Raw genomic sequence first — 21,711 nt, forward strand, 5'->3', positions numbered from 1 at the left:
ACAGTCACTTGAAACAGTAGAGTGACGAAGGAGGATATAGTGGTGAATGTTACAGAGTTAGAAGGGAAGCATTTTCGTAAAATGGTATCTGTTGGAGCCAAGCGTCTAGATACAAATGCGGAATATGTCAATTCATTAAATGTTTTTCCCGTTCCAGATGGAGATACAGGAACAAACATGAATTTATCTTTAGCAAGTGGAGTTAAAGCCGTTGAAACGACTGTTTCAGAACAAGTAGATCAATTAGCTGCAGCATTATCAAAAGGATTGTTAATGGGAGCTCGTGGTAATTCAGGAGTGATTTTGTCGCAATTGTTTAGAGGTTTTGGTAAAGCAATCGAAGGGAAAGAAACATTAGCAGCAAAAGATTTAGCTGCAGCCTTCACAAATGGAGTACAAACAGCTTATAAAGCAGTGATGAAGCCAGTTGAAGGAACTATTTTAACGGTTGCTCGTGAATCAGCAAAGGCTGGAGAAAAAAAGGCGAAAACAACTGATGATGTTGTTGAAGTGATGGAAGCGGTCGTTCGCGGAGCTAAAAAATCTCTAGCAAAAACACCTGATTTATTGCCTGTATTAAAAGAAGTAGGCGTCGTTGATAGTGGCGGACAAGGGTTGCTGTTTATTTACGAAGGATTCTTGGAAGTTTTATCAGGAAAAATTAGTGAAGATGAAGTTTATCAACCGTCACCTCAAGAAATGACTGAAATGGTTAATGCAGAACACCATCGCAGTGTTTCTCACCATATTGCGACAGAAGATATTAAGTATGGTTACTGTACAGAAATTATGGTTAAAATCGGTGAAGGAGAAACTGTGAAGCAAGATTTTGACTACGATACTTTCCGTAATCATTTAAATGAAATTGGAGATTCTCTTCTAGTTGTGGCTGACGATGAAATCGTCAAAGTTCACGTCCACACTGAACATCCCGGTGAAGTCATGAATTATGGTCAAGAATTTGGTTCATTAATGAAAATCAAAGTAGACAACATGCGCGTACAACATGAAACGATTTTAGAAAATGAAGATGCTCAAGCACCGGCTCAACCTGCTGAAAGAATTCCTTACGGCGTTATTGCAATTGCGGCAGGCGAAGGAGTCCAAAACTTGTTTAAGAGCTTAGGGGCAAACTATGTTATTAGTGGCGGACAAACCATGAACCCGAGTACGGAAGATATCTTAAAAGCGATTGAATCCATTCACGCAGAAAAAGTAATTGTTTTGCCAAATAACAAAAATATTTTTATGGCTGCTGAACAAGCGGCTGAAGTGAGCGAAGTTCCAGTTGTTGTGGTACCAAGCAGAACGGTTTCACAAGGAATGACAGCAATGTTAGCCTTTAATGAGCTGAATGACTTGGAAACCAACAAAAAAGAAATGAGCACAGAGCTGGAAAACGTTGTCAGCGGTCAAATAACGACGGCTGTTCGGGATACAGAGATTGATGGCGTTAGTATTAAAAAAGACGATTTTATGGGAATTATTGATGGTAAAATCAAATTTTCTAAAACAAACCGTAAAGAAGCGACTCTTGAAACTCTTAAATCAATGATTTCAGATGATAGTGAGATTATTACGATTTTATTAGGAGAAGACGGAGACATGAATGAAGCAGAAGAGATTGCTGCTGAAATCGAACGCCTTTATGAAGACGTAGAAGTCGAAATTCACGAAGGACAACAACCAGTATACCCTTATCTATTGTCTGTAGAATAAATGATGGACTAAATTGAAATAGGCAGAAATAATAAAAATATTTAATTATATTTAATTATTTTTGCCTATTTTTAAAGTTGTCTTTAGCGTTACATAAATAAAAGGTCGTTGATAGCTTAAATAAGGAATTTGAATAAAGGGGGGATAACCAGCAGCTTGATCAAAAAAAGGTTCACTAATTAAATAATGATCAGCTGGTGTCTATTATGAGTAAATCAATTGATGATTCTGTCTCTATTCTTCCCTATGTTGGCGAAAAACGCCTTGAAGCTTTACAGCAATTAGGTATTTTTACTGTACTAGATCTGCTTTCACACTATCCATTTCGCTATGAAGATATTCAAGAAAAAAATCTATTGGAAATAGAAGACCAAGAAAAGGTGACATTGAAAGGAAATGTAGTTTCTGAAGCTGTAGTCAGTCGTTTTGGCCCTAAAAAAAATCGCCTTTCTTTCCGATTGGTAATTGAACATGCAGTGATTTCAATTACTTTTTTTAACCAACCTTATTTAAAAAGCAAAATTGTTGCAGGAGAAGAGTTAGCTGTTTTCGGAAAATGGGACGCAAAACGAAAAAGTTTAACAGGAATCAAAATTCTTGGCGGTGGTTCATCGGAACAAGACAATGAATTTGAATCCATTTACCGAGCAAATAAAAATATAAAACAAAAAACGATTTTCAATTTAGTTACAGAAGCCTATCGAAACTATCATGAATTGATTCCAGAGATCATTCCTGATTTTCTGAGACAAAAATATCGTTTGGTTTCTCATCAAGCCGCTATCTATGCCATGCATTTCCCAGCATCAGAAGAACAGACAAAGCAGGCTAGAAGAGAAGTTGTATTTGAAGAATTTTTATTGTACCAACTTAAAATGCAAGTTTTACGCAAAAAACAAAAATTAATTGGACAAGGCACGCAAATCAAATATGATGTCAAGGCGTTGCGCCGTTTTATTGAGTCGCTGCCTTTTGAGTTGACTGCAGCTCAAAAACGAGTAGTCAATGAAATTTGCAAAGATTTAAGACAGCCTAATCATATGCATCGCTTGTTACAAGGTGATGTAGGGAGCGGCAAAACAATCGTGGCGGCTATCGCATTATTTGCTGCAGCCAATGCGGGGTATCAATCTGCCCTGATGGTTCCAACTGAAATTCTAGCCGAACAACATATGGAAAGTTTGGATCAGTTATTTGATCCTCTGGAAGTCCGAGTGGCGTTATTGACCGGTTCAACTAAAACAAAAGAGCGAAGAGTTATTTTGGAAGAACTAGCTAATGGACAATTGGATGTCATTATTGGAACACATGCGTTGATTCAAGAAGATGTTCACTTTGCTCGACTGGGTTTAGTCATCACGGATGAGCAACACCGTTTTGGCGTTAACCAAAGGAAAATATTGCGCGATAAAGGAAAAGAACCAGATGTGTTGTTTATGACAGCAACACCTATTCCTAGAACGTTAGCCATCACGACTTATGGAGAAATGGATGTTTCTATTATTGATGAATTGCCAGCTGGTCGAATTCCAATTGAAACGACTTGGACGAGGCCTAAGAACTTTGAACATACGTTAGAATTTATTGAGAACCAACTAAAAAAAGGTTCGCAAGCTTATGTGATTTGCCCTTTGATTGAAGAATCTGAAAGTTTAGACGTCAAGAATGCAACAGATATTTATGAAAAATTAACCGCTTATTATGCATCGCGCTATAAAGTAGGGTTATTGCATGGTAAGATGAAACCTGCTGAAAAAGAAGCCGTTATGCAAGACTTCAAAGATAATAAACTGAATGTCCTCGTCTCAACGACAGTGATCGAGGTGGGCGTCAATGTGCCAAACGCAACTACTATGGTCATTTATGATGCAGATCGTTTTGGGTTATCTCAACTGCACCAATTAAGAGGACGTGTAGGCCGTGGTCATAAAGAGTCGTATTGTATTCTGGTTGCCAATCCAAAAGGTGAAACGGGTATGGAACGGATGAAAATCATGACTGAAACGACAGATGGTTTTGTCTTAAGCGAAAAGGATTTAGAATTAAGAGGTGCAGGAGACTTGTTTGGCTCAAAACAATCAGGATTGCCTGATTTTAAAATAGGCGATATCGTTGGCGATTTTGGAGCCCTAGAAGCTGCTAGACAAGAAGCTTCCGAATTGGTCAACCAACCGGATTTCTTAACCAATCCAGCTTATGAAGAATTGCGAAAAGCGGTTGGAGTGGATAACTTAGCAGGCCTCAATTTCAACTAAGTGAGAAACGGCAAGAGTCTATTTATAAAGGCAGATCAATATGAATTTAAAAACAGCAGGAAAGATAGAAGGAGGCAACTAGAGTGAGAATTGCAGTAGACGCAATGGGTGGAGATAATGCACCAAAAGCAATTGTTGAAGGAATCGTATTAGCAGCCAAAGAATTTAAAGATATAGAATTCATTTTATATGGAGACGAAGTGGCTATCAATCAGTATTTAGATGGTGAAGCTAATATTAAAATCGTGCATACAGATGAAAAAATCAATAGCGAAGACGATCCTGTTCGATCTATCCGCCGTAAAAAGAAAGCTTCTATGGTTTTAGCTGCGCAAGCAGTAAAAAATAAAGAAGCAGATGCGTTATTTTCAGCAGGTAATACAGGAGCATTGTTGACTGCCGGTTTATTGATTATTGGCCGAATCAAAGGAATCGATCGTCCAGGTTTATTGGTTACTTTACCGGTTATGACTAAAGAAAACAGCACCTTTACTTTAATGGATGTTGGTGCAAATGCCGATACAAAACCTGAGAATATTCATCAATATGCTATTCTAGGAACAGAGTATGCTAAATTTGTACGTGGTGTTGAACATCCGACAGTTGGTCTATTAAACAACGGAACGGAAGAGAATAAAGGGAATGATATAACAAAACGTGCTTTTCAATTATTAAAGGCAGATAAAAGCATTCACTTTATTGGAAACGTTGAAGCCCGCGAACTGTTAAATGGTGTAGCAGATGTTGTCGTTACCGACGGTTTCACAGGCAATGCCGTCTTGAAGACAATTGAAGGAACAGCTTTATCTATGATGCAGCTCATTAAAAGTGCTATCTATGACAATGGTCCAAAAGCGAAGTTGGGCGGCTTGTTAATGAAAGATAGCCTATCAGGCATGAAAGATGTGTTAGATTATTCAAAACACGGCGGATCAGTTTTATTCGGCGTTAAAGCACCGGTTGTTAAAACACATGGTTCCACTGAAAAAGAAGCTGTTTATTTTACGATCAAACAAATTCACGAAATGCTGGCTTCAAAAGTTATTGACGATTTAGTTGAACAGTTTGAAACGAAAAATACGGATCAAGAAAAATAAAGAATGAATGGCCTAAATCGGTAAAGCTTAAAAAAGCCTAGACATTGCGGCTAAGAATCTGTAAAATAAATATGTCAGATGTGAACCATTTTTATAAAAGATGAGATTAAACGGAGGTGTAAAGGTTTGTCTAAAAGCGAAACTTTCGAAAAAATCAAAAAAATAATTGTAGAACGATTTGGTGTAGATGAAGAAAAAGTAACGAATGAAATGTCTTTTAAAGATGATTTAGGAGCAGATTCTCTAGATATCGTTGAACTCGTCATGGAGTTAGAAGATGTTTTTGGTACTGAGATTTCTGATGATGATGCAGAAAAAATTTCTGCAGTCGGAGATGCAGTTGATTACATTGAAGCTAATCTAAACTAACTTTAAATAAAAAGGATCCTTGTTAAAGAAATGTATTTTTCTTTAACGAGGATTCTTTTTTTGTTACATAACGAAGATTGCAATATGATTAAAAAAAGGTTGTAATTGAATGAGGTTGTATGTATAATTCATATCAATATCTCATTTTATTGATTTTAAGTTATTATTTTCATTAGAAGAATAAGCATAAAGGAGGAGAAACAGTGTCTTTTGAAAAATCATTATTAGAAATCAATCATTTAAATACTGGCTTTAAAATCAAAGGAACCTATTATAATGCGGTTGATGATGTTTCATTAACTCTAGAAAAAAATGAAATTTTAGCGATTGTCGGAGAATCTGGTTGTGGCAAAAGTACATTAGCTACTTCAATTGTAGGACTACATAATCCAGTAAATACTCAAATTACAGGAGAGGCTATTTACCAAAATTTGAATTTACTAAACTTAAATGAAACATTATATAATCAAATCCGAGGAAATGACATTGGGATGATTTTTCAAGACCCTCTAGGAGCTTTAAACCCTCTGATGACTATTCATAACCAGATTGAAGAAGGTCTAATCTACCATACTAAGATGACCAAGAAAGAAAGAACGCAAAGAGTATTAGAATTGTTGGAACAAGTGGGCATTTCAAATCCGAAACGTGTGATGAAACAATACCCTCATGAATTATCCGGCGGAATGCGTCAGCGGGTCATCATTGCCATCGCAATCGCTTGCAAGCCGGCCATCATTATTGCTGATGAACCGACGACGGCTTTAGATGTTACCATCCAGGCGCAGATTTTAGATTTATTAAAAGATTTACAGGCAGAAACCGAGACAGGTATCATTTTGATTACACATGACTTGGGTGTTGTTGCTGAAATGGCTGATCGAGTGATCGTTATGTATGCCGGACAAGTCGTTGAGGAAGCTTTAGTTGAGGAAATTTTTGAAAATCCAAAACACCCGTATACGCGTTCGTTGCTGAATTCTATTCCTCAAATTAGTGATTCAATGGAAGAGGAGCAAGAATTGCATGTGATTCAAGGCATTGTTCCTCCGTTGGATAAATTGCCACGCGGAGGTTGCCGGTTTGCCCTGAGAACACCATGGATGAAAGAAGAAGCACATGAAAAAAATCCTGTTCTTCATGAAGTAGCTCCCAATCATTTTGTTCGCTGTACGTGTTATAAAGATTTTCATTTTGAAGGAGAGGATCATACACATGGGGTTTATTGAAATCAAAAATTTAGCTGTGCATTATCCTATCCAAACGGGATTTTTCAACCGTGTCACGGATTATGTTCGGGCAGTTGATGGGGTCAGTTTTGAAATTGAAAATGGGAAAACATACGGTCTGGTAGGAGAATCCGGTTCCGGAAAAACAACTATCGGTAAATCAATTGTTGGCCTAGAAAAAATAACTTCTGGCAGTATTTTTTATAATGGAAAAGATGTGACCAATAAAGCCCGTCAAAATTCGGCAAAATACGCCGATTATAATCGGAATGTTCAGATGATTTTCCAGGATTCTATGTCGAGCCTTAACCCCAAAAAAAGGATCATCGATGTTATTAGAGAACCGATTCATAATTTTTTGAATTTAACACCGCAAGAAGAAAAAAAACGTATCCTCGAATTATTGAATATTGTCGGACTGACGGAAGACGCATTATATAAGTATCCTCATGAGTTTTCTGGTGGTCAAAGACAACGGATAGGCGTTGCTCGGGCCGTTGCCTGCAACCCTAAATTGATTATTGCTGATGAGCCGACTTCTGCATTAGATTTATCGGTTCAAGCACAAGTTTTAAATTTCATGAAAAATATTCAGCAAGAATACGAAATCAGTTATTTATTTATATCTCATGACTTGGGTGTCGTAAAACATATGTCTGATGATATAGCCATTATGCATAAAGGCCGATTTGTTGAGAAAGGTAAGAAACAAGAAATTTATACAAATCCGCAACATATTTATACTAAACGACTGTTATCTGCCATTCCGGAGATAGACCCTAAAGGACGCGAACAGCACAAAAGGAATAGGAAACGGATCGAACAAGAATACAAAAATTCAGAGGAACACTATTACGATGAGAAGAAACGCGTATATGATTTAGAACCTCTGACAGAAACACATTTGGTTGCTTTAGGACCCAATGGAAAAGGAGGAGATTAAGTCATGTGGAAGACAATTTTTAAACGTTTCTTGGTGATGATTCCACAATTATTTGTTTTAAGCATCTTGATTTTTTTACTAGCACAATTTATGCCGGGAGATCCATTTACAGGATTGATCACACCTGAAACAGATCCGGCAGTTATTGAGCGGCTGCGTGAAGAGGCTGGATTGAACGATCCTTGGCCAGTTCAATATGTTCACTGGTTAGAAAATGCTTTCCAAGGAGACTTTGGAAAAAGTTATACGTTTAAAATACCTGTGGCTAAATTAATTGGCCAACGAGCTGGGAATACGATTATCTTATCTTTTTTCTCATTGATTCTAAGTTATTTGATCGCATTGCCGCTTGGCATGTTAGCAGGGCGTTATCATAATTCATTCTTAGATAAAACCATTACTACTTATAGTTATTTAAGTTTTGCTGTACCTACTTTTGTCTTAGCTTTATTAGTTTTATGGTTTTTCGGTTACATATTGGAATGGTTTCCTACAAGCGGATCGGTTGACGTACAGTTGCGTTCAGGGAGTTTAAGTTATGTGTTAAATCGGTTGTATCATCTGATTTTGCCCGCAATTACTTATGCATTGTTAGCAACAACGAGTACGATTCAATACTTAAGAAGCGAAGTGATTGATGCAAAGACGCAAGATTATGTGAAGACTGCTAAATCTAAAGGTGTTCCCGAAAAAATCGTTTTTAACCGGCATATATTTAGAAACTCAGCATTGCCGATTGCTTCAACGATGGGTTACCAGATTACCGGGTTGATTGGCGGTTCTATTTTTATAGAACAAATTTTTGCTTATCCCGGAATGGGGCAGCTTTTTATCAGTTCTATCCAATCGCGTGATTATAGTGTGATTACAGCCTTAGTCTTGCTTTTTGGAATAGCAACTTTAGTGGGGACACTGCTTTCAGATATTATTATGAGCATGGTCGATCCACGTATCAGGATCCAATGAGCGGTTATCAAGCTTTAGAGAAAGGAGTAAAACCATGGAAAATATGAACGCGGAACTTATATCAGAAACAGTCAGTACTCCGCCAACGGGATACAAAGTTATTGTAAGAGAGTTTTTAAAAGATAAAGGCGCTATAACTGCAAGTGTGATATTAGTTGGATTGCTACTGTATGTTTTTATCGGATCATTGTTTATTGATCAGGATAAAGTTATGTTTGTCAGCTTACTGGACCAGTACGCTCCGCCTAGCAGTAAGTTTTTATTAGGGGCAGATCAAGGTGGTCGAGACATTTATGGTCAATTGATTATTGGAGCTAAAAACTCTATTTTAATTGGTTTTAGCATTACCTTGATTACGTGTACTGTCGGTATCGCAGTTGGGGTAATTGCTGGATACTATGGCGGTCTGGTAGACAATATTTTAATGCGAATCATTGATTTTATTATGGTTTTGCCGACACAGATGATCATCATTGTTTTTATTACCATCATAACCAACTACAATGTTTATTCTTTTATCGGCATTATGAGTTTATTCTATTGGGTCGGCGAAGCTAGGTTGATTCGCAGTAAAGCTTTATCAGAATCCAAAAGAGATTATGTTAGTGCTTCAAAAACGATGGGGACCAGCTCAGTGAATATTATGTTTCGTGAAATATTGCCAAATTTAAGCTCTGTTATTATTGTGAACCTCACATTGAACTTTGCGGCTAATATTGGTATTGAAACGGGTTTAACGTTCTTAGGGTTCGGATTGCCGTCATCTACACCAAGTTTAGGAACATTAGTCAGTTATGCTACCTCTCCTGATATTTTAGAAAATAAAATATGGGTTTGGTTACCGGCATCCATTCTGATATTGGTATTGATGCTCTGTATCAATTATGTCGGCCAGGCTTTAAAACGTGCGGCAGACTCTAAACAACGCTTAGGATAAGAGAAGAGGAGAATGAAAATGAATAAGAAAAAATATGGATTATTAACAGGAACTGCAGCATTAGCTTTGATTTTGGCAGCTTGCGGAGGAACAGATACGAATACAGATAAATCAGCTGCGGAAATATCTAAAGAAAGTGGGGAAACAAAAGCGATTGATTTTGAAACGGTTGTTGAAAATGAAGGGGATGTCATTGATGGAGGTACACTACAAGTTGCGTTAGTAACCGATTCTCCATTCCAAGGGATTTTTAGTCAAGAACTCTATGAAGATAATTACGATGCTAATTTAATGGAATTTGCTTTGGAATCACTTTTTTCTACCGATGACAATTTTATGATCTCTAATGACGGTGCAGCTACTTTAGATTTTGATCAAGATGCCAAAACGGCAACGATCACACTAAAAGATGGTGTCACTTGGTCTGATGGAGAACCGGTTACTGCAGAAGATATGTTGTATTCTTATGAAGTTATCGGAAACAAAGATTATACTGGAATTCGTTATGACAGCACGTTTACAAATATTGTTGGAATGGAAGAATACCATAATGGTGAAACAGAGACTATTTCCGGAATTACAGTCGAAGATGATCAAACGATCAAAGTCGAATACTTAACAGTTTCACCGACCATTTTACAAGCAGGAGGCGGTATCTGGTCATCAGCAATGCCGAAACACCAATTGAAAGACGTTGCGATCGCTGATTTAGTTTCTTCTCCAGAGATCCGTGAAAATCCGATTGGTTTTGGTCCATTTAAAGTAGAGAATATTGTACCGGGCGAATCTGTTGAATACTCAGCTAATGAGCATTATTACAAAGGAAAACCTCAGTTAGACAATGTTATCGTTGAGGTAGTTCCGGCAAGCAGCATTGTCGCTTCTTTAGAGTCCGGCAAATATGATTTAGCATTGAGCATGCCAACAGATACGTATGATTCTTATAAAGACTTGGCAGGGTATACCTTGCTTGGCCGAGAAGAATTATCGTATACGTATGTCGGGTTTAAATTAGGGGCTTGGGACAGCGAAAAAGGCGAAGTCATTCCAGATCCTGATGCAAAAATGGCTAATAAGAGCCTGCGTCAGGCAATGGCATATGCATTGGATAATGATGCAGTCGGACAAAAATTTTATTCTGGACTTCGTTCAGGAGCCAATTCATTGATTCCACCGGTTTTCGCCGATGTTCATGATGCTGATTTGGAAGGGTACACATACGATACGGATAAAGCCAATAAATTATTAGATGATGCCGGCTATAAAGATGTAGATGGCGATGATATCCGTGAAGACCCAGAGGGCGAAAAACTAACGATCAATTTTGCTTCAATGGCCGGTGGCGAAATAGCAGAACCGTTAGCAGAATATTACATGCAATCATGGCAACAAATTGGATTAGACGTTGAGTTAACGGATGGAAGATTGCTTGAATTTAACAGTTTCTATGACCGAGTCCAAGCTGATGATAAAGAGATTGATATCTATCAAGCAGCTTGGGGAACCGGTACTGATCCGACACCATCTGGGTTATATGGCAGAACAGCTGAATTTAACTTGGCACGTTATGCGACTGAAGAACACGATGAATTATTGGCGGCAATTGAATCAGAAGATGCTTGGGATCTTGACTATAAAGTAGATGCTTTCCACAAATGGCAAGAGTTTATTTCTGATGAAGCTCCAGTCATCCCAACACTTTTCCGAAATGAGATTTTACCAGTCAATAACCGAGTCAAAAATTACGATTGGACGTACGGCAGTAACTTCGGCTGGAATACGATCGGTGTAACAGCAGATGCGCCGCTTAAAAAATAGTAATCGTCAACAGACTAGGTGAAAAGCAAGAAGGTTTTCTATTTAAACCTTCTTGCTTTTTTTGTTTTTTAAAAGGTGGTAAACGCTGCTATTTGTTGTTAAACACCATGAAAAGTGATTATTAAAGCAAGGAAACAGCGAAACTATTTATTTTTGTTCTAAAACACAGTATAATAGATAAGATTGGAGAACTCTAATCGAGAGGAGAAAAACAAATGGATGAAGTATTTTTAAAAATGATTAAAAAAAAGTTTGGCATCACATTTCAAAATACTGCTTATTTAGAAGAAGCATTCACGCATTCATCATATGTGAATGAGCACAGGGATCAACAATTAAAAGACAATGAACGAATTGAATTTTTGGGAGACGCAGTTTTGGAATTAATTATTTCAAGGTATTTATTTGAACATTTTCCAAAACTTCCTGAAGGAAAACTGACTAAATTACGCGCAACCATCGTATGTGAAGCGAGTTTGAGCCAATTTGCCAAAGAATGTAGTTTTGATGATTACATTCGTTTAGGAAAAGGCGAAGAACGCATGGATGGCCGTAAAAGACCTGCTCTGCTTTGTGATTTATTTGAGTCTTTTATTGGAGCTTTGTATTTAGATCAAGGAATTGATAGTGTGTTGCACTTTTTAGAACAAACTATTTTTCCTAGAATTCAATCCGGTGCTTTTTCACATGTGATGGATCATAAAACAAATTTACAAGAGTATTTGCAACAAAAAGGAGAAATCTCAATTGATTACCATCTAGTGGAAGAAATTGGGCCGGCCCACCAAAAGGTGTTTGTTGTTGAAGTGAGTGCAGAAGGACAGGCTCTGGGACAAGGGCAAGGAAAAACAAAAAAAGCGGCAGAACAAGTAGCTGCAGAAAATGCTTTGTTGATTTTACAAGACAAATAAAATGATCGAGAATAAGCCTAGGCACATAACTTATTCTCGATCATTGAATGTTTAGGGAAGGGGCCAGTTAGTTGTGCAGTTAAAAAGAATCGAAATCGCTGGTTTCAAGTCGTTTGCTGAAAAAACAACGATTGAATTTCACGAAGGGGTCACAGCAGTTGTGGGACCAAACGGCAGCGGAAAAAGCAACATTACTGAAGCTATTCGTTGGGTTTTAGGGGAACAGTCAGCTAAAAGCTTGCGAGGCGGGAAGATGAATGACATCATTTTTGCTGGTTCGGAAACTAGAAAACCATTGAATGTGGCTGAAGTGACATTAGTACTAGAGAATGAAGATCATTTCCTACCCTTGGATTTTAGTGAAATCAATATCACGAGGCGATTGCATCGAAATGGCGATAGTGAATTTTATCTGAATAAACAGGCTTGCCGTTTGAAAGATATCGTTGATTTATTTATGGATTCAGGGTTGGGCAAAGAGTCATTTTCAATCATATCGCAAGGCAAAGTGGAAGCCATTTTCAACAGCAAACCAGAAGACCGCAGAGCAATTTTTGAAGAAGCAGCTGGAGTTTTTAAATATAAAACGCGTAAGAAAAAAGCTGAACAAAAATTAGTGGAGACGGAAGATAACTTGAATCGGATTCAAGATATTGTTTATGAATTGGATGGGCAAATCGAACCGCTGCAAATGCAAAGCAGTATAGCAAAAGATTACTTGATGCAAAAAGAACAGTTAAGTGATGTAGAAATCGCATTAACAGCCGTTGAAATTGAACAATTAAAAGACCAATGGACTACTCATAAATCTAAATTAACAGCATTTTATGAGCAGTTATCTGAAAAGAAAACAACTTATGCTGAATTAGAAAAAAAATCAAAAAAAATGAAGCTTCAAAAACAACAATTAACAGAGATCCTTGATAGTGAGCAGCAGCAATTAGTAAAAACCATTCAACAATACGAACAATTAGAAGGACAAAAACAAGTTCTAAATGAACGCTCAAAACACACGCAAGAAAACCGGGATCACTATGAAACGTCTAAACAACAGGCGTTAATTAAAATTGAAAAATTAGAAGAACAGTTGCAGCAACTAAAAGTTTTGCTGGATAAAAAAATCAATCAGCAAAAAGAGTTGAGAACCGAACTGGAAACAGCAGAAAAAGAACGGATGATGTTTTCTGCTAACAGTAAAGAAACGATTGAACAGCTGCGTAATCAATATGTTGATTTGATGCAGCAAAAAACAAGTTTAAGAAATGAACAAAGTTATTTGGAAAAGACGTACAACCAAGTAGCTCAAAAGACGTTGAAATCTAAAGCGTTGACAGCTACATTGGAAGCTGAGTTTCAGCAAGTGTCTAAGCAATTGGAATCATCAACAGGAGATGTGGCACAAATTCAACAAGAAATTGCGCAGAAATTGTTGCATTATCAAGAACAACAAATCACTATCCAAGAAAAACGGACAGCCTTAGAACAAAAAGAACAAATGATGTACGATGCTTTGCGAGTCGTTCAGCAAGCTAAAGCTAAAAAAGAAAGTTTGCAAGAATTAAGGGATGACTATGCGGGATTCTATCAAGGTGTTAAAGAAGTATTGAAACAAAGAGTACAGATCGGCGGTATCATCGGTGCTGTAGCTGAATTGATCGTAGTTCCAAAAACATTTGAAATGGCGATCGATATTGCTTTAGGTGCGGCTTCTCAAAACGTTATTGTGAAAGATGAACTAAGCGGACGTAAAGCGATTCAATATTTAAAACAGAAACGTTTTGGCCGAGCAACTTTTTTGCCGTTAACCACCATTAAACCACGTCAATTGCCGGTTACAGTTGAAAACCAGGCAAAACAGCACGAAGGGTTTATGGGAATCGCCAGCGAAATGGTTCAATATCCAGCAGAGATTTCTCATATCATTCAAAATATATTAGGCACCACCATTTTGGCAAAAGATTTGCAAACAGCTAATGATCTTGCTAAGACTCTTCAATTTAAATATCGTGTGGTAACGCTCGAAGGAGATGTTATCAATGCAGGAGGGTCAATGACTGGCGGAGCAAGTAAAAAAGGCAATCAAGGCAGTCTCTTTTCGAGTAAAAATGAATTGGAATTGTTAACAAAACAAATCAGTCAAATGGAAAAAACGTTAACCGATAAAGAAATTGAAGTGCGCGGCTTTAAACAAGTGCTTAAACAAGCACAACAAAATTTGGAAGGTCTCAGAGAAACCGGAGAACAACAACGTCTAAAAGAACAAGAGCTTAAAAACCAAGCTGAAATAAACGAAGAAAAGTTATCCCGTTTACAAAGAGAATTAAAAGCATATCAATTTGAATCAGAGGAAGCTAAAGCAGAAACAGAACAATACGAACAACGAACAGCTGCGATAACTCTTGAGTTAGCAGCGATTCAAACGGAAATGGAACAAATCAATCATCAAATTGAGCTAGCTTCCTCACAAAATGAAGAAAGAGCAGCCTTACAGGCTGAGGCCAGTGAGAAAGTGCAATGGCTGATGACCCAGTTAGCAACCATTAAAGAACAAGTTGCTAACTTGAAAAAAGAGCAGCTTGCACTCAAAAGCCAATTAGAGATTGAAAACCAAGAATTAAATAAATTGCAGTTAGCGATTCAACAAATGTCTCAAACAGATGGAAGCCATCAGTTGTCTCAAAAAGAGATAATGGAAACATTATCGAAATTAAAAAAACAAAAAGACAGTTTAGACCATTCGTTAGCCGTCCATCAAAATCAGCGCACAGAATTGGAAACTGATTTGGAACAATTAGAACAAGAAATGAGTCTCAAACAGAATCAACAGCAATACGTTATGGAGCAGATCACCAAGGAGGAAGTGGCTTTAAATCGAGATGAGGTGGCTATTGAAAGCCGATTGACTTATTTGAATGAAGAGTACCACTTGAGCTTTGAAGCAGCAAAATCAGAACATACGCTTGTGATATCCATGGAAGAAGCAGCCCATAAAGTAAAATTATTAAAACAAAGTATCGAAGAACTAGGCAATGTCAATGTGGGAGCGATTGAAGAGTTTGAACGTGTAAATGAACGGTATTTATTTTTAGTCGAACAAAGAGATGACTTGCTTGAAGCTAAAAGTAGTCTATATGAAACAATGGATGAAATGGATGAAGAGGTTAAACGGCGTTTTTCCGAATCTTTTGAAGCGATTCGTGCGCGATTTAGTGTGGTTTTCCCGCAAATGTTTGGGGGAGGAACTGCTGAGCTGCAGTTGACGGATCCAATGAATTTGTTGACGACTGGAATTGAAATCGTTGCACAGCCTCCTGGAAAAAAATTACAACAGTTAAGTTTACTGTCTGGGGGAGAACGAGCATTTACAGCTATTGCTTTACTATTTTCGATTATTCAAGTCAGGCCCGTACCATTTTGTATTTTGGATGAGGTTGAAGCGGCACTTGATGAAGCGAATGTCGTTCGGTTTGGACGGTATTTGAGAAGATTTGAAGGCGATACACAGTTTATTGTAATTACTCACCGTAAAGGAACGATGGAAGAAGCCAATGTTTTATATGGCGTAACGATGCAGGAGTCTGGTGTTTCTAAAATTGTGTCGGTACGTTTGGAAGAAGCTGAAACAAAAGAACATTTGCCTTTAGGATAGTTAAGGCAGGACGAATAAAATAAGGTTACTAAATAGATAGATTAGGAGCTCATTAAATGATTAAATTAATTGCCATTGATTTAGATGGAACATTATTAACCAAAGACCGTACCATTTCAGATGAGAACAAGTCTGCCATAAAGAAAGCCAAAGAATTAGGTGTCAAAGTCGTTTTATGCACAGGAAGGCCTCTTTTAGGAATGGTTCATTATTTAGAAGAGTTGAATCTACGGGAAATCGGAGATTACGGGATCACATATAATGGCGGATTGGTTCAAAAAACAAATACAGGCGAAATAGTATCTCAAAAAACACTCACACAAGTAGAGGTCCAAGAATTGTATCGGTTAAGCCAAGCCATCAATGTACCGTGTAATTTCATAGATTTAGAACAAATCTATGAGCCTCCATACCCTAAGAATCGGGATTCACTTTATCCAACGGTCATGAATGCCTTACCATACGTACCCGTTATGATGGATGAATTAGCTGAAGATGCAGCGATCAATAAAGTGGTTTTTTGTTATGAACAACAAGAACTAGATGAAGCTATCGATAAAATCCCAGAAGCCTTTTTTGAAAAGTATACAATCATGAAATCCAGACCGATTCTATTGGAAATGATGCATAAGGAAGTCGATAAAGGAAAAGGCATCGCAATACTGTGTGATTTGCTAGGCATTAAAGCAGATGAAGTGATGGCGTTAGGAGATGAAGCTAACGATCATGCGATGATCGAATTTGCTGGGCTCGGTGTTGCGATGGAAAATGCAACGGCCGAAATCAAAGAATCCGCTCAATTTATCACTAAAAATAATGATGAACACGGCGTCGCACATGCAATCAATAAATTTGTTTTACAAAAGGTAGACAGCATGAGCAAATAGTCGTATCAAAAGCAGGGAACGGGGGAAATAGAATGGGATTGTTTGATAAAATAAAACGAGCTTTTACAGGCGAAGAGCAGATTGAACAGACTGAGGTCACTGAGAAATATGAAAAAGGTCTGGAAAAAACACGAAAATCATTTTCGCAACGAATGAACGAACTATTTGCCAATTTCAGAACAGTAGATGAAGATTTTTTTGAAGATTTAGAAGAAATTCTGATTGGAGCAGATGTGGGGTACGAAGCGACAATGGAAATCAGTGACGCTTTACGCCAAGAAGTAAAATTTAAAAATGCTAAATCTGAAGGTGAAGTTCAGCAAGCCATCATTGAAAAAATGGTCGAAATTTATGAAAAAGACAATACAGAAAAACCGACGATTCATTTGAATAACGATGGTCTAACTGTTATTTTAGTCGTCGGCGTAAATGGTGTCGGTAAAACAACGACTATTGGGAAAATGGCGCATCTTTATCAAAAAGAGAATAAGAAAGTCGTATTAGCTGCTGGTGATACTTTTCGGGCTGGGGCAATCGAACAGCTTGTAGTATGGGGTGAACGCGTAGGAACAGATGTGGTTACAGGCAAAGCAGGTGGCGATCCAGCAGCGGTTGTATTTGATGCCATACGCCAAGCTAAGCAGCAAGGAGCAGATGTATTATTGGTAGACACTGCTGGACGTTTGCAAAATAAAGTAAACTTGATGAATGAATTAGAAAAAATGAAACGAATCATCGAAAAAGAAGTACCCGGCGGGCCTCAAGAAGTCTTACTGGTTTTAGATGCTACCACCGGCCAAAATGCAATGGTACAGGCTAAGCAATTTAAGCAAACAACGAACGTTACTGGGCTAGTTTTAACCAAGCTAGATGGAACAGCTAAAGGTGGGATCGTTTTAGCGATTCGAAAAGAATTGGATATTCCTGTCAAATTTGTGGGGTTAGGTGAAAGTGTAGATGACTTGCAAGAATTTGATCCAAATGAATACATTTATGGTTTGTTTAGCGAATTAATTCAAAAATCATTATAAATGAAGCCAAAAGACTATTCTATCAGTGGCTTTCCTTTATAAAATGTGGTATTATTTAAATTGCGTTTCCAAAAGTTTCTGCCCTCTAATGGTTGATTTTTAGAGAGTAGAAGCTTTTTGGTTGGACTTTTTTGGAAATGCAAGCACTTATTTTCATTATTAAAGCAACAAAATTATTGAGGAGGAAATATGTTGAAAGATAAAGTTTTTGAAACACTGCAAAAACTAGGCAAGACGTTTATGTTACCAATTGCTTTGTTGCCTGTTGCAGGGTTGATGTTAGGAATTGGAGCATCTTTTACTGGAGCATCATTTGTTGAGTTATATAATTTAGAAGGTATTTTAGGGGATGGAACGTTCCTTTACAAACTACTGACTGTTTTGAAAGATTGCGGAGAAGTTATCTTTAATAACTTGCCGTTGCTTTTTGCTATCGCAGTAGCACTTGGTATGGCTAAAGCGGCTAAAGAAGTTGCTGCTTTATCTGCCGGAGTAGCGTATTTGATGATGTATGCATCTTTGACGAGCACCATTGCAAACTTTGGCAACTTAGAAGAGCTGCAAGCTATCCCTGGTTTGATCAGTAGTACGCTAGGTTTCGAAAACACGATGAACACAGGAGTTTTTGGTGGTATCATTATTGGATCTATCGTAGCGTTCTTACACAACCGGTATTATAAGATCGTTTTACCAGATGCTCTGTCATTCTTTAGTGGAACGCGTTTCATACCAATCGTTTCTGCTTTTGCAGCGGTTATCGTTGGAATGATTTTAGCTGTTGCTTGGCCATACGCTGCTTCAGGAATCGCATGGTTGGGTTCATTAGTAGCAGATTTAGGGTATATCGGAACCTTTATTTACGGTTTTGTTTACCGAGCTTTGATTCCTCTTGGATTGCATCATGTCTTTTACTTGCCATTTTGGCAAACAGCACTTGGCGGAACTGCAGAAGTTGGAGGACAATTGGTTGAAGGAGCACAAAACATTATTTTTGCTCAATTAGCTGCTGGTGAAGTTGTTGATCCAGAAGCTGCTAAATTCTTCTCAGGTATGTTCCCGTTCATGATTTTTGGTTTCCCAGCTGCAGCTTTCGCTATGTACAAATCAGCGAAACCTGAACGTAAAGGTGATGTCAAAGGGTTGATGATGTCTTCTTCTCTTACATCTATTTTCACAGGAATCACTGAACCGCTTGAATTTTCATTCTTATTTGCTTCTCCATTTCTATACTTTGGAGTCCACTGTGTACTAGCGGCATTTTCATTTGTTTTAATGCATTTCTTGCAAGTCGGAGTCGGTTTAACATTCTCTGGAGGGTTGCTTGACTTTGTTTTATACGGTATTTTACCAGGACAAGGACTTACAAACTGGATTCCAGTAGTGATAGTCGGAATTGTCTACGCAGTTGTTTATTATAGTGTGTTCCGCTTCTTTATTTTGAAATTCGACTTAAAAACACCGGGTCGTGAAGATGAAGTTGTTGAATCAAAACTATATACAAAAGCTGATTACCAAGCTAAAAAAGCTGGTGAAAAAGGAGATCAAGCAACATCTGTTGATTCCCCTGAAGACCGTTTATCTTTTGATATCATTGAAGGATTAGGCGGCGAAGATAATTTAATCGAAGTAGACAACTGTGCAACTCGTTTGAGAGTAACCATTAAAAATGGTGAATTGGTCAATCAGAACCAATTGAAAGCAACTGGTGCTGCTGGTGTAGTGGTTAAAGGAAACAACGCTCAAGTTATCTATGGACCTAAAGTGTCTAATATTAAATCGAATATAGATGAGTATCTTAAAAAATAAGCAATTGTTTGAAGGAAAGAAGGCCTTTTTAAAGGGTCTTTTTTCCTTTTTTGCACGTTAAAGAGACAAAAGAGAGAATGATTGAAAATCATGAGAAAACAACTTAAACCTATTGACTATTCAAGGGATAATGAGTACGCTTAAGTAGTGTGTAAACGAAAATCACTTGACAATGGTTCAGAACAGAAAGAAGGGATAATGTGGAAATAGAACGAACGAATCGTATGAATGCATTATTCGATTTTTATGGCTCTTTATTGACTGAAAAACAGAGAAGTTATATGCTTTTGTATTTTGCTGATGATTATTCACTAGGCGAAATAGCGGAAGATTTTGACGTGAGTCGTCAAGCAATTTATGATAATATTCGACGAACAGAGCAGATTCTAATGGAATATGAGCGGAAGCTGCACCTGTTAGATAATTTTAATCAGTCAGAAAAAACCATTAACGAGCTTTCGCTTTATATAAAAGATCACTACCCTAAAGATGAAACATTGCAAGGTTTTGTCCGAAGGTTAAAAAAAGATACAGATGATGAATAAAGGAATGGTGAATTGAATGGCATTTGAAGGTTTATCCGAACGTCTCCAAAATGCGATGGCAAAAATGCGTCGCAAGGGGAAGGTATCAGAAACTGATGTAAAAGAAATGATGCGCGAAGTGCGTCTGGCTTTGTTAGAAGCGGATGTTAACTTTAAAGTAGTAAAAGATTTTGTGAAAACAGTTAGCGATCGTGCAGTGGGAGCAGAAGTACTAGAAAGTCTTTCACCAAGCCAGCAAATTATTAAAATCGTTAGCGAAGAGTTGACAGAATTAATGGGTGGCGAACAAAGTACCATCCAAATGGCGCCAAAAGCTCCGACAGTTGTGATGATGGTAGGTCTGCAAGGGGCAGGGAAAACGACAACCGCTGGAAAATTAGCAAATCATTTAAGAAAAACACAAAATAAAAGACCAATGATGATAGCGGCCGATATTTATCGACCAGCTGCTATTCAACAATTAGAAACATTAGGCGAACAACTAGATATTCCGGTCTTTTCTATGGGAGATCAAGTCAGCCCAGTAGAAATTGCTAAACAAGGAATTCAAAAAGCTAAAGATGAACACCGTGATTTTGTTATCATTGATACAGCAGGGCGTCTGCAAATTGATGAAACGTTAATGGCAGAATTATCAGACATCAAATCAGTAGCCAATCCAACGGAAATTTTCTTAGTCGTTGATGCTATGACAGGACAAGAAGCTGCCAATGTAGCGGCATCCTTTAATGAACAACTAGATATCACGGGTGTTATACTGACGAAATTAGACGGGGACACTCGTGGTGGTGCAGCTCTTTCTATTCGTTCAGTGACCGGTAAGCCAATAAAATTTGTTGGTCAAGGGGAAAAATTAGATGCCCTAGAGCCGTTTTATCCAGACCGAATGGCTAATCGTATTCTGGGCATGGGAGATATGCTGTCTTTAATCGAGAAAGCTCAAGAAGACTTCGATGAGAAGAAAACGGAAGAAATGGCTAAAAAAATTAAAGAAAATAGTTTTGATTTTAATGACTTTATTGAACAGATGGATCAAGTCAGCAATATGGGTCCTTTAGAAGATATCCTTAAAATGATTCCAGGTATGAGCAACGCACCGGGGCTTGAGAACTTGCAATTGGATCCTAAAGATATGGCTCGTATGAAAGCTATTGTTTTATCTATGACTCCGAAAGAACGGGAAAACCCTGATCTTTTATCACAAAGCAGAAGAAGACGTATCGCACGGGGATCTGGACGACCAATCGCTGAAGTCAATCGTATGATCAAGCAATTTAACGAGTCTAAAAAAATGATGAGCAAAATGTCTAAAGGCAACTTTGATGGTATGGACGGCATGTTTGGCCAAGGCGTTAAAGGCAAAATAGGCAAAATGGCTATGAACTCAATGGTTCGTAAAAACAAGAAAAAAGTTAAGAAAAAAAATAAAAAGAAACGGTAATTTGTTCTTTTGTCATTTTTCAGCTAAAGAAAAATAAAAAAATGTGCTGTAAAGAAAAAACACTTTACAAGCTTATAAATTACTGTTAATATACTTATTGAGAGATAG

Annotated in this window: 16 protein-coding genes; all 16 read left to right on the forward strand. The window is 37.7% G+C overall.

Annotated elements, in window-relative coordinates:
• Positions 1-42 precede the first annotated feature (42 nt).
• Complete coding sequence (locus tag JHE06_RS04830; RefSeq protein WP_201089630.1) at positions 43-1,719, forward strand: DAK2 domain-containing protein; 1,677 nt, start codon at positions 43-45, stop codon at positions 1,717-1,719.
• 206 nt (positions 1,720-1,925) lie between these two features.
• Positions 1,926-3,974 carry an ATP-dependent DNA helicase RecG gene (recG, locus tag JHE06_RS04835; RefSeq protein WP_201089632.1) on the forward strand — a complete coding sequence of 683 codons (2,049 nt, stop codon included), beginning with the start codon at positions 1,926-1,928 and terminating at the stop codon, positions 3,972-3,974.
• 83 nt (positions 3,975-4,057) lie between these two features.
• Positions 4,058-5,071, forward strand: coding sequence for a phosphate acyltransferase PlsX (plsX, locus tag JHE06_RS04840; protein ID WP_058918339.1), 1,014 nt, complete (start codon positions 4,058-4,060; stop codon positions 5,069-5,071).
• Positions 5,072-5,197: 126 nt separating this feature from the next.
• Positions 5,198-5,440 carry an acyl carrier protein gene (locus tag JHE06_RS04845; protein ID WP_058918340.1) on the forward strand — a complete coding sequence of 81 codons (243 nt, stop codon included), beginning with the start codon at positions 5,198-5,200 and terminating at the stop codon, positions 5,438-5,440.
• A gap of 203 nt (positions 5,441-5,643) precedes the next feature.
• Positions 5,644-6,669 carry an ABC transporter ATP-binding protein gene (locus tag JHE06_RS04850; protein WP_201089634.1) on the forward strand — a complete coding sequence of 342 codons (1,026 nt, stop codon included), beginning with the start codon at positions 5,644-5,646 and terminating at the stop codon, positions 6,667-6,669.
• Entirely contained in the window at positions 6,656-7,612 is a 957-nt protein-coding gene (locus JHE06_RS04855; RefSeq protein ID WP_201089636.1) for an ATP-binding cassette domain-containing protein, read from the forward strand. Before JHE06_RS04850 ends, JHE06_RS04855 begins: the two co-directional genes overlap by 14 nt.
• Before the next feature lie 3 nt (positions 7,613-7,615).
• Positions 7,616-8,578, forward strand: a complete 963-nt coding sequence (gene opp4B / locus JHE06_RS04860; RefSeq protein ID WP_201089638.1) for an oligopeptide ABC transporter permease — start codon at positions 7,616-7,618, stop codon at positions 8,576-8,578.
• Between the two features lie 34 nt (positions 8,579-8,612).
• The gene (locus JHE06_RS04865; protein ID WP_201089640.1) at positions 8,613-9,515 is read left to right on the forward strand and encodes an ABC transporter permease; all 903 of its coding nucleotides are present in this window, start codon (positions 8,613-8,615) and stop codon (positions 9,513-9,515) included.
• A gap of 18 nt (positions 9,516-9,533) precedes the next feature.
• A complete protein-coding gene (locus JHE06_RS04870) occupies positions 9,534-11,333 on the forward strand; it encodes an oligopeptide ABC transporter substrate-binding protein (protein WP_201089642.1) in 1,800 nt (599 codons plus the stop codon).
• Between the two features lie 215 nt (positions 11,334-11,548).
• Positions 11,549-12,244 (forward strand): ribonuclease III, encoded by a 696-nt coding sequence (gene rnc, locus JHE06_RS04875; protein ID WP_201089644.1) that lies wholly within the window; start codon positions 11,549-11,551, stop codon positions 12,242-12,244.
• A gap of 73 nt (positions 12,245-12,317) precedes the next feature.
• Positions 12,318-15,893 carry a chromosome segregation protein SMC gene (gene smc / locus JHE06_RS04880; RefSeq protein WP_201089646.1) on the forward strand — a complete coding sequence of 1,192 codons (3,576 nt, stop codon included), beginning with the start codon at positions 12,318-12,320 and terminating at the stop codon, positions 15,891-15,893.
• Positions 15,894-15,949: 56 nt separating this feature from the next.
• Positions 15,950-16,780, forward strand: coding sequence for a sugar-phosphatase (gene yidA / locus JHE06_RS04885; protein ID WP_201089648.1), 831 nt, complete (start codon positions 15,950-15,952; stop codon positions 16,778-16,780).
• Between the two features lie 32 nt (positions 16,781-16,812).
• A complete protein-coding gene (gene ftsY / locus JHE06_RS04890; protein WP_201089651.1) occupies positions 16,813-17,811 on the forward strand; it encodes a signal recognition particle-docking protein FtsY in 999 nt (332 codons plus the stop codon).
• 192 nt (positions 17,812-18,003) lie between these two features.
• A complete protein-coding gene (locus JHE06_RS04895; protein ID WP_201089944.1) occupies positions 18,004-19,617 on the forward strand; it encodes a PTS transporter subunit EIIC in 1,614 nt (537 codons plus the stop codon).
• 200 nt (positions 19,618-19,817) lie between these two features.
• Positions 19,818-20,162, forward strand: a complete 345-nt coding sequence (locus JHE06_RS04900; RefSeq protein ID WP_058918345.1) for a putative DNA-binding protein — start codon at positions 19,818-19,820, stop codon at positions 20,160-20,162.
• Positions 20,163-20,178: 16 nt separating this feature from the next.
• Entirely contained in the window at positions 20,179-21,603 is a 1,425-nt protein-coding gene (ffh, locus tag JHE06_RS04905) for a signal recognition particle protein (protein WP_201089653.1), read from the forward strand.
• The last annotated feature ends 108 nt before the right edge of the window (positions 21,604-21,711 follow it).

It is taken from the genome of Carnobacterium sp. CS13, assembly GCF_016653495.1.
GTDB classification, from domain to species: Bacteria; Bacillota; Bacilli; order Lactobacillales; family Carnobacteriaceae; genus Carnobacterium_A; species Carnobacterium_A antarcticum.

Excerpts from the sequence above, each read along its gene's own strand:
- recG (WP_201089632.1), top strand. The coding sequence starts at position 1,926 with ATGAGTAAATCAATTGATGATTCTGTCTCTATTCTTCCCTATGTTGGC.
- JHE06_RS04855 (WP_201089636.1), top strand. The coding sequence starts at position 6,656 with ATGGGGTTTATTGAAATCAAAAATTTAGCTGTGCATTATCCTATCCAA.
- opp4B (WP_201089638.1), top strand. The coding sequence starts at position 7,616 with ATGTGGAAGACAATTTTTAAACGTTTCTTGGTGATGATTCCACAATTA.
- JHE06_RS04865 (WP_201089640.1), top strand. The coding sequence starts at position 8,613 with ATGGAAAATATGAACGCGGAACTTATATCAGAAACAGTCAGTACTCCG.
- JHE06_RS04870 (WP_201089642.1), top strand. The coding sequence starts at position 9,534 with ATGAATAAGAAAAAATATGGATTATTAACAGGAACTGCAGCATTAGCT.
- rnc (WP_201089644.1), top strand. The coding sequence starts at position 11,549 with ATGGATGAAGTATTTTTAAAAATGATTAAAAAAAAGTTTGGCATCACA.
- yidA (WP_201089648.1), top strand. The coding sequence starts at position 15,950 with ATGATTAAATTAATTGCCATTGATTTAGATGGAACATTATTAACCAAA.
- ftsY (WP_201089651.1), top strand. The coding sequence starts at position 16,813 with ATGGGATTGTTTGATAAAATAAAACGAGCTTTTACAGGCGAAGAGCAG.
- ffh (WP_201089653.1), top strand. The coding sequence starts at position 20,179 with ATGGCATTTGAAGGTTTATCCGAACGTCTCCAAAATGCGATGGCAAAA.